The following is a 13,170-nucleotide window of genomic DNA, read 5'->3' on the forward strand; positions in this document are numbered from 1 at the left end:
ATAAATCCTACTTTCATCTTTTGATTTCCTTTGCAGTTGCACCTGAAGAGTGATAAACACTCCGAACTTATATGCTATACTTATCTTAATTTGCCCAATGGCTGGTGCTTTTCAGGAGGATGGACCATGTATGAAACGAATACGAAATATGAAAAATTAAATTTACTGGTAAAAATTGTTCTTCCGATTTTAATCACACAAGTCGCTATGTATATGGTGACATTTTTTGATATATACATGACCGCCCGCTACGGAACAGACGACTTGGCCGGTGTATCGATCGGCTCATCGTTCTGGGTTCCGGTTTACATCGGACTCGCGGGAATCTTAATGTCCATTACTCCAATTGTAGCACAATTGATGGGGGCCAAGAAAAAAGAAAATGTCAAAGAAGCCGTGCAGCAAGGGATGTATCTGGCAATCCTCCTGGCGATGATCGTCTTTACATTCTTCCTGCTGTTCATCGATCCGCTTCTCGGCCTGATGAATCTTGAACCGGTGGTCGCGGACGTGGCTGCCAGATACATCTTCTTCATGAGCCTTGGACTTATTCCGCTGTTCGTTTACAATGCGCTGCGCTCTTATATCGATGCACTGGGCGCCACACGCGTCACAATGGTCATCACATTATTGTCTGCGCCGATCAATGTATTTTTCAACTACCTTTTCATTTTCGGGAATTTCGGTTTTCCGGAACTTGGAGGCGCAGGCGCCGGTCTTGCATCGGCAATTACATACTGGCTGGTGCTGCTCATTGCTGCAGTGATCATCCAGACGCAGAATCCTTTTTCCAGCTATCAGATTTTCCGCAAATGGGAGAAAATTTCAATCGACCGCTGGAAGGAAATCAGCCGGATCGGCGTACCGATCGGCATTGCCATTTTCGCCGAAACGAGCATCTTCTCGGCTGTGACGTTCATGCTAGCAGTCTACGGAACAATAACCATTGCCGCACACCAGATTGCTTTGAACTTCACTTCCCTGCTGTACATGCTGCCGCTCAGCATCTCGATGGGCGCAACCATACTTGTAGGGTATGAAGTCGGCGCAGGACGCTTCAAGGACGCAAAGATTTACAGCTGGCTAGGAGTAGCAACCGCCATTGCAATCAGCTTTGTATCGGCAGGCATTTTGTTCTTCCTCCGCGAGCCGATTGCGGAATTGTACTCATCCGACCCTGCAGTAATCAACCTTGCCGTCCAGTTCCTGGTATTCGCCGCGCTGTTCCAATTGTCCGATGCCATTCAGGCTCCCGTACAGGGCGCGCTGCGCGGTTATAAGGACGTCAACATCACATTCATCATGGCGCTGATTTCCTATTGGGTAATCGGCTTGCCAGTCGGTTACCTGCTCGCCAGATTTACAGATTTCGGCGCGTTCGGCTATTGGATCGGGCTTATTGCCGGCTTAACTGCCGGAGCCGTCACTTTATCCATCCGACTATTGGCGATCCAAAAAAGATATTAAATCTCTCTTTTAATCTGGAATTAAAAAAACCGCCGGAAAATTCCAGCGGCCCAAATTGCGGCTCAGTCCAACTGAGCTGCAATTTTTTTATAGGTTTCGATTAATTCCTGCTGTTCTTCCGGTTCCAATGGAGCTGCGTGGATCCGTTCAACTGCGAGGTCGAGCTTTTGCTCTTTCGATTTACGGACGCGCGGATGGGTCAGTTCATCCTTCAATTCGATGGCGATCAGGCGCGCCATCTCCTCTTCCGACTCGATTGATGCAGCCGATAGGCGCTGCGGCCAAATCTTTCTGTAAGCCTCTATTGTCACGGCAACTCAACTCCGTCAATGCCTTCACCGATCACAACGATCTGCGGCTGCATCTTCATATACTCCGGAAGCCATTGGGCCATGCCGTAAGCGTATTGAAAAGCATGCGGATATTTGTCGCCCTCCAGCGGGACGTATCCTTTGATGCGGTAAACCGTCTCGGGCAAGTTTCGCAGCCATTGTTCAAAAACCTCCCGTTTGACCGGTTCAGCAAAGCGAAAAACTCTAGTGTTCAAATTCAATTTCCCGATTTCCGCTGTCTCAACTGACTCTTTTGGACCCGTCGACAAAGTTTCCATTAATTTATAAGGAATTTTGGCTCCTGAAGTCTGAACGATTCTGGCTTCTGAATTTAATGCCTGGATTCCAAAAACCACTTCACCCTGCTCCTTGTCAGTCAACAGATCCATTTTATTTGCCAGAATCAGATCGGCGTGGCGGATCTGTTCCAGAAATAAAGAGCGGATCTGCGGCGACATCCGGTCCCGATCCAACCAGCGTTTGCTGTCTGCAACCGTCACGATCCCTCTGAAATTCAACTTCTCGGCAAATAAAGGAGAAAAGATTGCGTCGAGCGCTTCTACTGGATGTGCCGCACCCGTTGTCTCGATCAACAGCACATCAAACTCTTCTTCTGCCAGCAAGGTCTGAATTTGTGCCTCTGATTTTTCAGAACCGGTGCAGCAGATGCAGCCGTCCAGCAATTCCTTGAGCGGCACCCCATCTTCCACTTCATCGGAATCGATGGCGAGTTCCCCCAGTTCATTCATGAAAACCGCCGGCTTCAAACCAGCTTCTTTAACCTGAATCAGCATATTCTTCAGCAGCGTCGTTTTGCCGCTGCCAAGAAACCCGCTGAATAAATAAACATCCACCATATTAGCCCTCCTAAAATATTTAAAATTTCTATCGATACCTAAAGAAAAGGTCCGCTTCCGCGGACCTTTTTGTTTTATTCTGCAGAATCCTCTTCTGTTTCTTCAGCCGCTTCATCAGTTTCAGGTTCAGAAGCTTCAATGCCGGCTTCTTCCATGATCAGATTCTTGGCTTCCAAAAGCATTGGGTCTTCTTCTTCAATTTTTGTGCGCAAGGCATCCATTAAAGCGAAAATGCTGTCGCCGGTCAGGATTCCTGTCACTTCGAGTTCCTGGTCTTCCTGGAAACTCTCAACTGCTGCAAGCATCTCTTCTTCGAATACACCGTCGACTTCTCCGACATCATAGCCGAGAGCTACCAGCATTTGTTCAGCTGTCCGCACTTGTTCCGAGATGGTTCCGTCTTTCAGTTCCAGATCGGTATCAATAAACGGAAGGGAAGCATATTCAGGATAAGCGACTTCCACATCTGGTTTGATGCCTTCTTCATGGATCCAATTGCCGTCAGGCGTCAGCCATTTAGCCGTTGTGAATTTCAGGTTCGAACCGTCTGCCAGGTCATTTGCTGTCTGGACAGTTCCTTTGCCGAAAGTCGTTTCCCCGACAAGTTGGATTCCGGCGGATTCGCTCATGGCACCGGCGAGAATTTCTGAAGCCGATGCACTGCCGCCATCAATCAATAATGTTACCGGGATTTGGACTTTATTTCCCTCGGTTGCCAGGTATATTTCAGGTTCAAGACCTTTTGCCTGAACTTCGAACATCTCTTGTCCCTCTTCAATGAACAGGTTGGAGATATCGAGTGCGGATTCCAAAAGGCCACCAGGATTTTGACGAACATCGATTACCATCGCTTCCATGCCTTCTTCTTCCATATCTGCAATGGCTGTCTGCAACTCGTTATAAGTTTCACGGGAAAAACTGGTGATCTGGATATGAGCTACATTATCGCCAATCATTTCCGAATAAACTGTTTCAATCGGGATTTCATCGCGGACGATTGTAACTTCAATCGGATCATCCATTTCTCCGCGCACAATCGTCAAAGTGACTTCTGTCCCTTTTTCGCCGCGGATCAGCATTACAGCTTCAGTCGTACTGAAGCCCTGGATGCTTTCCCCATCAACTTCGATGATCTGGTCATTGGGCTGGACTCCGGCTTTTTCAGCAGGAGAATTCTTGATGGGCGAAACAATTGTGATAAAACCGTTTCGTTCCTGTACTTCAGCGCCGATTCCTTCAAAACTGGAAGAGATGCCTTCCTGAAACTGCGATGCTTCTTCTTCATTCATATAATCTGAATACGGATCTTCAAGAGAATCAACCATGCCGTTTATAGCACCGTTGATCAATTCTTCCCGGTCCACATCCTCATAATATCTGTTTTGTATTTCATCATATGCGGTATAGAGTTTCTGGAATTCCCGTCGTTCCGGCGAATTCACTTCAACCGCTTTTTCATCACCGAAAGTCAAAGCGAAAACTGTTAATCCCGCAGTTGCCAGAATAAGCACAACCACCATCATAATAAAGGAAAAAGTTTTCAGCCGAATAAAATGGCCTTTCGATTCTTCTGCAGGAGGCAATTGCTCATTTTCCTCTTCAGGGCGTTTTTCATCCATAATATTTCACCACTTTCGTTATTGCCGGCAAATCAAAACTTCTTAAGCCAGACTTCTAAATTCGAAAAAAAGACTGTTGAGACAGTCTTTTTTGATTGCGTAAAATTGGTTTAGTCCTGGATTGCCGCATCTAAAGCAACGACGATCATATCGTTGAAAGTGGTTTGGCGTTCTTCGGCAGTTGTCACTTCGCCAGTCAGCAAATGATCGCTTACTGTCAGAATTGATAAAGCCTGTGCACCAAATTTGGCAGCCAGTGTATACAAAGCCGATGATTCCATTTCGAGAGCCAATACGCCGTATTGTGCCCATTTTTCATGCTCTGCGTGATCGTTATAAAAGACATCTTCAGTGAAGACATTGCCGACACGCAAGTTCAGCCCTTTTTCAACGCCTGCGTTATAAGCTTTCAGCAATAAATTGAAATCTGCAGTAGGAGCAAATGTCACATTCCCAAAAATAATTGAATTCATGTTTGAATCTGTTGAAGCGCTTTGTGCCAAAATCACGTCACGGACTTTCACATCTTTGTGGATGGAACCGCAAGTACCAACGCGAATCAATTTCTTAACATCATATTCTTGCATCAATTCTGTTGTATAGATGGAAATGGAAGGAACTCCCATTCCTGTTCCCTGTACCGAAATGCGCTTCCCTTTATATGTGCCGGTATAACCGAACATATTTCTCACTTCGTTATACAAAGTTACATCTTCCAAAAACGTTTCCGCGATATACTTCGCGCGAAGGGGGTCTCCAGGAAGAAGAATCGTATCGGCGATTTCGCCTTTTTGTGCGTTAATGTGAACACTCATGATAAAACCTCACTTTATTTTAGTCGTATTAATCATACTGTTTTTTGCCATTGAGTGCAACGAAGAGCATTATTGGCTTGTGTATTCAATCCACATTTCGTCGAAAATGGAAGCTTTCATGATAGGATGCGCACGCTCTTCCAGATACCTCGATATTTTTTCAAAATCTTTTGTGGCCTTCGGAAAGGCATGGTCCAGGAACATGGCATCCGCGAACCGGGAAAAGTCATCGGCATTGGTTTTTCCGCGATAAGTCAATGCAAAATGATAAAATGAACGTTCCATAACAATCGCATCCACCCTTTCAGTCAAATTTAAAACCCCGGACATCCCGCCCGGGGTAATGTGGTTATTGTCAGCTTAGCTGATTTTCCGGCTACTTGCAAAATATAATTCTGTGTTATTCAAAAAGCTCTTTGTATTCCGGATAACCTTCTTTTTCCAGATCTTCCTTCGGAACAAAACGGAGCGCAGCGGAATTGATGCAATAACGCAAACCACCCAGTTCTGAAGGACCGTCCGGGAATAAGTGGCCCAGATGCGAGTCAGCGTCTGCGGACCTCACTTCTGTGCGGCGCATGCCGTGGCTCGTGTCAAAACTTTCTTTGACTTCTTCCGTTTCGAGCGGCTTGGCAAAACTCGGCCAGCCGCAATGGGCATCAAATTTATCTTTCGAACTGAATAAAGGTTTTCCAGAAACGATATCCACATAGATGCCGTCTTCGAAATGCTGATCATATTCCCCCTGGAACGGAGGCTCAGTGCCACTTTCCTGCGTCACGTGATACTGCATTGGTGTCAATTTGTTTTTTAATTCGTCCTTCATTGTTGTCCACCCCAATTTTTTTGAATAAAAGCGGCTCTTCCTGATCCGACGGAATAACGCTCATAATGCGCAGGATTTTTCTTGTAATAATCCTGATGATAGATTTCAGCCAGATAAAATGGCTTGGCTTCTAATATAGGTGTTACGATCGGTTTATCAAACTTACCGGACTCCTCTAATTGCTTTTTGGATTCCTCGGCGGCTTTCCGCTGCTCCGGAGTATGATAAAAAATTGCCGGTGCGTATGAAGATCCCCGGTCAAAAAATTGCCCGCCGGCATCTGTCGGATCAATTTGTGACCAAAAAATGTCCAATAATTTTTCATACGGGTAAATTTCCGGTTGGAACACGATTTCAACAGCCTCTTTGTGTCCGGTCAGATTGGTGCAAACCTGTTCGTAGGTCGGATTTTCCAAATCTCCGCCTGTATAACCACTGACGATCGATTCGATGCCGGGAAGGCTGTCGAAAGGTTTTACCATACACCAAAAACATCCTCCGGCAAATGTAGCTTTTTCTGTCTTCATATTTACTGCACCTCTTCCTATTGGGTGATGGTCACGCGCAACCTGATGTCGTCCTCTTCCAGATTAAACGATTCCGCCCTTACGCTGATACCATCGTCCAATGAAATGTCCGTCAGCCGTAAAAGAATTTCTTCTGCTCCCGGATTCACTTCCATGAACTCGGGCAATGCCACTGAATCCCGCAATAATTTCAATGCGGATTCAGGCGGTATATCGAGCAGTCCGACATTAACCGATTTTTGCTCCAATAACAGATTTCCGTCTTCCTGTACATGGGGTTCAAATTTCAGCAGGATTGGCAATGCCATTGAAAAAACCTGCAATTCAGTGGACAATGAAACGTCGTCATCCACTGATAATCTGAGAGGAATCGGCTGGTCTTCCATTGCATCCTGAATATAAGTATTGGCAATGCCCTCAAAATCAGCCTTTGAAGTTCTGACAGTCACCGTATTCCCTTCAACGGAAGCTCTTTCTTCCGCTTCGTAACTGATATAATCCACATCGGGAATAGTTATAAAGAACAGGAATCCGATAAAAGCCACTATATTAACAGCCAATAATACGATGAATGCTGACCGCCATTTTTTCATTTACCCTCAACCCCTGTCTTCGAAAGTCAGCCCGCATTCTCCCATGCGTTCCAATATTCGTTCTGTCATCAATTCATAGCCTTTGCCGTTTGGATGGAAGAAATCTGTATGATAAACAAGATTATCATTGCCCTCAAACAGATCCATAACCGGTACAAAGCAAGCCTGTGGATCTTCTGCCAGTGTCTCTTCCATTGCACCGTTATAAGCGGCCATAATTTCATCAAACTCTTGTATTTCATCCGTGATCAGCGAGAATGGATTGTAGACCCCCACCATTATGAGCGGGGCATTGGGATTCATCGATCGAATCGTGGAATAGATGTTCTCGTAGCGGTTTTCATAAAGGAGCAATTCTTCTGAGAATGCATCAAGGTTCAAATTGAAGAGATCCCGTTTAACTATCCGCATAATATCATTGCCGCCGATGGTCATTAGAATATAATCCGCTTCTGTCACCGGTCCGGTAAGTTCGCCTTTTTGGAACATCGACAATAACTGGTCGCTGCGCCGGCCACGCTTCGCTGTATTTTCAATTGCAGCACCCCTGACTCCCGGCCAGTCCCTCATTTCTGAAGTCAGCCTTCCGACATAGCCACCTCTATTCTCTTCATCTCCCACTCCTTGCGACAGAGAATCGCCGAGTGCTGTTATGATCAGGGCTTGCGGAATAAAGTTCGGAGGAACCTGATAACCGGCAAATGCTGTCTGCTGCCGGGGTACTGCTTCATCATTGCCAAAAATAAAAGAGGAACTGCATCCCGCTAATACAACTGTGGTCAAAACTACGATATAGAGGATGCGTTTCACTCTTTTCTCTCCTTTACTGTTTTGAGAACTGCAGGCATCTAAATATGTTGAACTAAAGAATTTAACTTTCATAACGCTTCGGCGCTATGGACAAGGGCAAAGATTATGCTCCTGCGCACTGCTCGTCGCAAAGGAGGCGCCATCTTTGTATGGCGCACCTTGGCTCCCGCAATAAGCCGAGAAGAGCACTCGTCTTATTGCTCCGCCAAGTCCTGAGCCGCGCCGGCGCTGGTGAAGTAACTATGGCTGAGCAAGTCTCTAAGATATGGAGCAAAACAGCGCAGACGCCCAGGGGAGCAGGCGAATGCCGACGAAGTGCCAGATCCACTCGGGCGAAGTGCAACGAGTCCGAGTTAGCTCAGCGCAAGCCCCCAGGCAAGCAAGCTGTTTTGCGGAATATCGGCTACTATAGTTTATTTAGTTCAACTTATACAGTCATTCCGTATAGAACATAAAACCGATTGCCCCAATGCCTGTATGTGTTGAAATTACAGGAGTCGTGAAATCGAATTTGATATCATTGAAGCCTGATTCAATGATACGCTTCTTCAAAGGTTCAGCCATTGCCAACCCATCGGCATGGACCAAACCGACACCTTTGACAATTTTTCCTTTAGTCCGTTCAATAAAATCTTCAAAAAGATAGTCGACCACTTTTTTATGGCTTCTGGCTTTGGCGACTGGCGTATATTCACCGTCATCGAGTGAAGCTATCGGTTTGATCTTAAGAAAAGATCCGACCATTGCTCTCCCTTTTCCGATCCGGCCGCCTTTGACAAGATTGTCCAAAGTATCCACGACCACGAATAATTTGGTCTTGCTTCTGATCTCGTCGACTTTTGCGACGATTTCTTCCATAGTCTTTCCTTCTTTCGCCATTTTCGCAGCTTCCACCACCTGGAAAGATAACGCATAGGAAATATAACGCGAGTCGATTACCGTAACATCTGTATCGGTCAATTCGGCTGCAGCACGCGCAGATTCTACTGTGCCACTCATGCCGCCTGTCATATGGATCGATAGCACCTGGTCTCCATCTTTCCCCAATTCATCATATAATTCTTTGAAAACCCCTGGCGCCGGCTGTGAGCTCTTCGGCAATTCATCTGAATTTTCCATCAGCTTTAAAAATGACTCCGGTTCAAGATCAACTCGATCCAAGTATGTTTTGTCTCCGATTTGAATAGTTAGCGGCACCATGTGCACGTCATAACTCCTTAAAACATCTGTACGCAAATCCGAGGTTGAATCAGTCACAATGTGAATCCTTGGCATAACATCACTTCCTTCTTCTTATATACCTTATTTCCTATTCTAAAAACTTAATGAATTCATAGCAACTAATATGTTCAAGGCAACTTTTTTCGCCGGTGCAAGCAAGTTCCGGTTATACCGGATATCCCTTACTGTTCCAGTGCCATTTTAATAGTATTCCTGACCAGTAGAATTGCCTCTTTGGAAGGCAGTTCAGAAAATACAGCCGGCATAAACGGCTCAAGAATCTGCAATCTTACTTGTGCAGCCATGATTTTATTGTTATTTTTTTCCATTATGTCAGCTGTCCCGTTTATAGCAATGGGCACAATTGGTACTCCTGCATCACTAGCTATGCGCATAAAACCTGCTTTAAATTCACCCAAACCTTGCCCTTTGCTGCGTGTTCCTTCAGGGAAAATCAGAATGGAATGTCCTTCTTTCAATTTTTGGGCAGTATCACCGATCGACTTCAGTGCACTTCTACGATCGGTGCGGTCGATGAAAATGCAATTCATATCTTCCATATAAGTCGGAATTACAGGAAACTTTTTCACTTCCTGTTTTGAAATGAAGCCGAAGGGTTTTGGAATACTTGACAGAATTACAGGAATATCAAAATTCCCTTCGTGATTGCTGACTAAAAGTGCTGGGCCATCCGGCAAAAGATGCAGCCCTTCCACCGTCACTTCACTTTTTGTACGACGCATGATGCCCGAAGCCCATTTGCTTGGTTCCGTATGGATCAACTTATCATATTCTTCAGTTGACAGTTGTGGCTTTTTCTTCTGAAAGCTTTTGAGCTTCATCGCAGCCACCGGCAAGTAGCCGAACAGAAATGAGAATGTCCTGATTGAACTAAACATTCAAGGAGTCTCCGTTTTTCCGTTCAAAAATCAGATAACTGTATGGGATTTCTCCCGATTGAAAGCGTTGGGACTCTGAAACGAGTTCCCACTCGGCTCCATATTGAGGGAAAAAGGTATCCCCCTCAAATTCTTTATGGATCAATGTGATATAAAGGCGGTCCGCCTGCGACAGGATACTCCTGAAAATCTGCTCCCCTCCAATGATCATTACTTCTTCATGAATTTCTTCAGCCAGTCGGATAGCATCGTCCAAAGTATGGACCACATCTGTTCCATCAATCCGCAAATCCTGATTTCGGCTGACCACGATATTTCTCCTTTTTGGCAAAGGGCGGCCGATGGACTGATACGTATTACGTCCCATCACAATCCCTTTGCCGACTGTATGTTTCTTAAAATAAGCCAGATCTTCGGGTATATGCCAAGGCAATTGATTATCTTTCCCTATGACATAATTGGAATCATGTGCAACCATCAATGAAATCATCCTTACTTCCTCCTATACAGCAACCGGCGCTGAAATCCGTGGATGCGGATCGTAGCCTTCGATGCTGATATCGTTCAATGTGAGATCGAAAATGGATTCCACATCATCATTTATTTTTAATGTCGGTAATTTTTTCGGTGTGCGGCTGAGCTGTTCGTTCACTTGCTCAAGATGATTAACATAAAGATGGGTGTCTCCTGTTGTATGCACGAAATCACCCACATCAAGGCCGCACTCTCTCGCAATCAAATGAGTCAACAGTGCGTAGGAGGCTATATTGAAAGGCACTCCGAAAAATTTTTCGTTAGCAGTATTTTGCTTAATCCGAGAGCAACAAAGGCTTTTATAGCCGTCCAGCAGATTACACAATTCTTTTTTTGTTGAATCCATTTAAATCCCACTATTTTCTATACAGTGTACGATCGATTATTATTATACCGATTTTTTTCTAAAGCTAAATTAGTCCTATTATTGTATTTACTTTAATTTAACTCCTTATAACTTTTCTACTTAATTCTCAAGGTTTCAATTAACCGTTGGAAATGTCCATTGTTCTTTTAGGTTTTGTTTAATTTGAACAGGAAAACACCACTTACCCATTGGAGATTTTTACCGAATTGTTTTGTCCATTGTTCTGTTTATATCCTAAACTCATTTTATTTTAACACAATATTTTACGGTGATATCTACATAGGCGTTTCTTTTCTCAAAAATCGGTCGGCGTTCACTTTGATCAAGTCTTCTTCAATATCAGGCTATGTTAAACAAGGTGTTGTTTTTTAGTCTTAACATGACATCTACTCTCTACAAAAGCGGAACATCCTATATTTCAGGTTGTTCCGCTTCTTTATTTAGTATTACGAACATTAGCTTTTCATTCGCTAGGAATATACCCAACTACTTCATTGGTATCCGAATCTACAATTATTGTTGGTATTTCGGTAACTAATTTTCCATCACCTTCAAAGGATATAGATAAAACTCTTTCTCCTATATAGCTTTCGTCTAGAAGCTCATAATTACTATCAACCTTCACTTCTCTTACTTCCACATCTTGTTCACCTGCTTGAACATTCTTATTCCAATCTCGTTCTACAATGTAATCCCAAGCAGCCTTTTGCGCTTCCTCATCTTCTCCTGCAACGGTAGTTTCGTTAATGCCGCATCCAACCAAAAATAGCGTCATTATCAATGTAAAAATAAATAAGTATCTATTCAACATCTCTACCTCCTCGACGAAAACAATTTGAAGGGAGTTCACCGTCCACTACTCCCAAGCAAAGGACGCTTCCCTCTATGTCTTGATTTTAACACATAATCTTATAACCCTTTTTTTCCAAAACAGATAGACTATCCTTTTACTGAGGTTGGTGCTGAGATACACGAAGGCTTCTATATGTGTCTTGGATAGGAAACAGAGAACTCTCAACCATCATTTTAGTTATGGTATTCTTGTCGTTGCGATGAATCACCGTATCAAGGAAGTAAAACCACCCATGGTAATTTTGGTTCGTCTTCAACTGTTAGATATGCCGAACGTTGAGGATAGCCAAAGATCCTCTTTTACTATCTTATAATAAGCTTTACATTCGCATTGAAGCGATAGCTGTTCATAATATAGAAGATTAGTCGGGTAAATTCTACATCACTAGGCTTTCCTTGTTGGGCAGCACAGTGGAATCATTAAGGTGACAAGGTAACGTAGAACCTGAATGCCTTCCTAAGTCAGAAGAAAAAGCGATCGGATGTTTGCAATCCAGGTGTCTGATCACTTTTTATGTGCTTTCTCATAATAAAGATAGTTCGAACGATAGGCTGTAACTTGAATGCGAACATATGTTCTGTTATAAATAAAGAACAGATAGCACTTTCTGTATTTAGGAGGTGAATCGAATGGAGAGTTGAGCAAAGAAGAATTTTTTACCTTGTCGTTTGAGCAGAAGTGCCATTTCATTTTTACAGTACGCCAAAAGCTTTTCGATGCCAACACGGTAAAAGAGCGAGAAGCAGCACTTCCCGACTGGATAATTGAAATGGTGCAGGAGTTTGAAGATCAGTATAAGTTCAAAGGTTTTGCTGCCTTATTACTCGGTTCCTTTTTATTACTAAGAAATTGCGAAGAGAATGAAGAAATCGTCTGTATACTGAATGAAATCCATGATCAACAGCTTCACCTTATAATCGCAGAACTAGAAAAGCTATGGAATTTATCTTGGACGAGACGCTTTGAATTAGACGACAACTGATCAAGTTAAACGGAGAGGATGATTTTATGCGAGGATCATTTAAAAACTTCGGCCGTCGTTCATCAGGAATGCGTGTTTTAGATTTGTATTATTTAGATCGTATGTTGGAACATCATCATGCGAAGAGAGATGACCAATTCATTATGGAAGACTTAAAACTTTCAAAAGAAGAATTTGAAAAGTATCGAAATCAATTGCTAAAGGAGGGAGTCTGGAAACAATGAAAAAAAGAACAATCCCTTTTGTCTTGGGGATTGTTCTCCTTCAATCAATAATATCTTAAACTATTAACATTCATTTTCGTAAATCCATTCCATTTACGAAAATGAATACTCTAACGCAATACCCTTAACGGATAACAAGTGTGTAGTGCAATATAGAAGTACAGAGTTATGAAACGAAAAAGTACATAACGCTGCACTGTGCAAAGGCACAAAAAAAGACTTGCCAGTCTTCCAAAATTTCTCT

Annotated in this window: 17 protein-coding genes; 3 read left to right on the forward strand and 14 right to left on the reverse strand. The window is 43.7% G+C overall.

The annotated features are described in order from the left end of the window. Positions 1–126 precede the first annotated feature (126 nt). The gene (locus tag ACFQ1X_RS16440) at positions 127–1,467 is read left to right on the forward strand and encodes an MATE family efflux transporter (RefSeq protein WP_144841262.1); all 1,341 of its coding nucleotides are present in this window, start codon (positions 127–129) and stop codon (positions 1,465–1,467) included. A 62-nt stretch (positions 1,468–1,529) separates the two neighbouring features. On the opposite strand, the gene ACFQ1X_RS16445 is transcribed toward ACFQ1X_RS16440, so the two are convergent. The 14 genes from ACFQ1X_RS16445 to ACFQ1X_RS16510 all read right to left on the reverse strand — a co-directional run bounded on the left by ACFQ1X_RS16445 (position 1,530) and on the right by ACFQ1X_RS16510 (position 11,675). Beyond that, a complete protein-coding gene (locus tag ACFQ1X_RS16445; protein ID WP_379083420.1) occupies positions 1,530–1,778 on the reverse strand; it encodes a hypothetical protein in 249 nt (82 codons plus the stop codon). Further along, complete coding sequence (locus ACFQ1X_RS16450) at positions 1,775–2,656, reverse strand: CobW family GTP-binding protein (protein WP_144841263.1); 882 nt, start codon at positions 2,654–2,656, stop codon at positions 1,775–1,777. The genes ACFQ1X_RS16445 and ACFQ1X_RS16450 overlap by 4 nt, the downstream gene beginning before the upstream one ends. 74 nt (positions 2,657–2,730) lie before the next feature. Beyond that, positions 2,731–4,275 carry a lmo1851 family serine protease gene (locus ACFQ1X_RS16455; RefSeq protein ID WP_144841264.1) on the reverse strand — a complete coding sequence of 515 codons (1,545 nt, stop codon included), beginning with the start codon at positions 4,273–4,275 and terminating at the stop codon, positions 2,731–2,733. A gap of 110 nt (positions 4,276–4,385) precedes the next feature. After that, complete coding sequence (deoD, locus tag ACFQ1X_RS16460; protein ID WP_144841265.1) at positions 4,386–5,090, reverse strand: purine-nucleoside phosphorylase; 705 nt, start codon at positions 5,088–5,090, stop codon at positions 4,386–4,388. Positions 5,091–5,159: 69 nt separating this feature from the next. Next, positions 5,160–5,402: a YozE family protein gene (locus ACFQ1X_RS16465; RefSeq protein ID WP_379083423.1), complete on the reverse strand. Its 243-nt coding sequence runs from the start codon at positions 5,400–5,402 to the stop codon at positions 5,160–5,162. 88 nt (positions 5,403–5,490) lie between these two features. Further along, positions 5,491–5,916, reverse strand: coding sequence for a peptide-methionine (R)-S-oxide reductase MsrB (msrB, locus tag ACFQ1X_RS16470; protein WP_144841266.1), 426 nt, complete (start codon positions 5,914–5,916; stop codon positions 5,491–5,493). Beyond that, positions 5,913–6,443, reverse strand: coding sequence for a peptide-methionine (S)-S-oxide reductase MsrA (msrA, locus tag ACFQ1X_RS16475; protein WP_144841267.1), 531 nt, complete (start codon positions 6,441–6,443; stop codon positions 5,913–5,915). Before msrA ends, msrB begins: the two co-directional genes overlap by 4 nt. A 17-nt stretch (positions 6,444–6,460) precedes the next feature. Next, positions 6,461–7,036: a YpmS family protein gene (locus ACFQ1X_RS16480; RefSeq protein WP_144841268.1), complete on the reverse strand. Its 576-nt coding sequence runs from the start codon at positions 7,034–7,036 to the stop codon at positions 6,461–6,463. A gap of 6 nt (positions 7,037–7,042) precedes the next feature. Further along, the gene (locus tag ACFQ1X_RS16485) at positions 7,043–7,846 is read right to left on the reverse strand and encodes a GDSL-type esterase/lipase family protein (protein ID WP_144841269.1); all 804 of its coding nucleotides are present in this window, start codon (positions 7,844–7,846) and stop codon (positions 7,043–7,045) included. A 435-nt stretch (positions 7,847–8,281) separates the two neighbouring features. Next, on the reverse strand, positions 8,282–9,121 hold the full coding sequence (locus ACFQ1X_RS16490) for a DegV family protein (protein ID WP_144841270.1): 840 nt from the start codon (positions 9,119–9,121) through the stop codon (positions 8,282–8,284). A gap of 128 nt (positions 9,122–9,249) precedes the next feature. Continuing rightward, positions 9,250–9,966, reverse strand: coding sequence for a lysophospholipid acyltransferase family protein (locus ACFQ1X_RS16495; RefSeq protein ID WP_144841271.1), 717 nt, complete (start codon positions 9,964–9,966; stop codon positions 9,250–9,252). Next, positions 9,959–10,456 (reverse strand): dihydrofolate reductase, encoded by a 498-nt coding sequence (locus ACFQ1X_RS16500; protein ID WP_144841272.1) that lies wholly within the window; start codon positions 10,454–10,456, stop codon positions 9,959–9,961. The genes ACFQ1X_RS16495 and ACFQ1X_RS16500 overlap by 8 nt, the downstream gene beginning before the upstream one ends. A gap of 12 nt (positions 10,457–10,468) precedes the next feature. Then, on the reverse strand, positions 10,469–10,846 hold the full coding sequence (gene thyA / locus ACFQ1X_RS16505) for a thymidylate synthase (RefSeq protein WP_144841273.1): 378 nt from the start codon (positions 10,844–10,846) through the stop codon (positions 10,469–10,471). 484 nt (positions 10,847–11,330) lie between these two features. Then, entirely contained in the window at positions 11,331–11,675 is a 345-nt protein-coding gene (locus ACFQ1X_RS16510) for a hypothetical protein (protein ID WP_144841274.1), read from the reverse strand. A 682-nt stretch (positions 11,676–12,357) separates the two neighbouring features. On the opposite strand from ACFQ1X_RS16510, the gene ACFQ1X_RS16515 reads away from it, so the two are divergent. After that, positions 12,358–12,702, forward strand: coding sequence for a hypothetical protein (locus ACFQ1X_RS16515; protein ID WP_144841275.1), 345 nt, complete (start codon positions 12,358–12,360; stop codon positions 12,700–12,702). A 26-nt stretch (positions 12,703–12,728) separates the two neighbouring features. Further along, positions 12,729–12,926, forward strand: coding sequence for a hypothetical protein (locus ACFQ1X_RS16520; RefSeq protein WP_144841276.1), 198 nt, complete (start codon positions 12,729–12,731; stop codon positions 12,924–12,926). Positions 12,927–13,170 lie beyond the last annotated feature (244 nt).

The organism is Metaplanococcus flavidus, from assembly GCF_042675885.1.
Lineage (GTDB): Bacteria > Bacillota > Bacilli > Bacillales_A > Planococcaceae > Planococcus > Planococcus flavidus.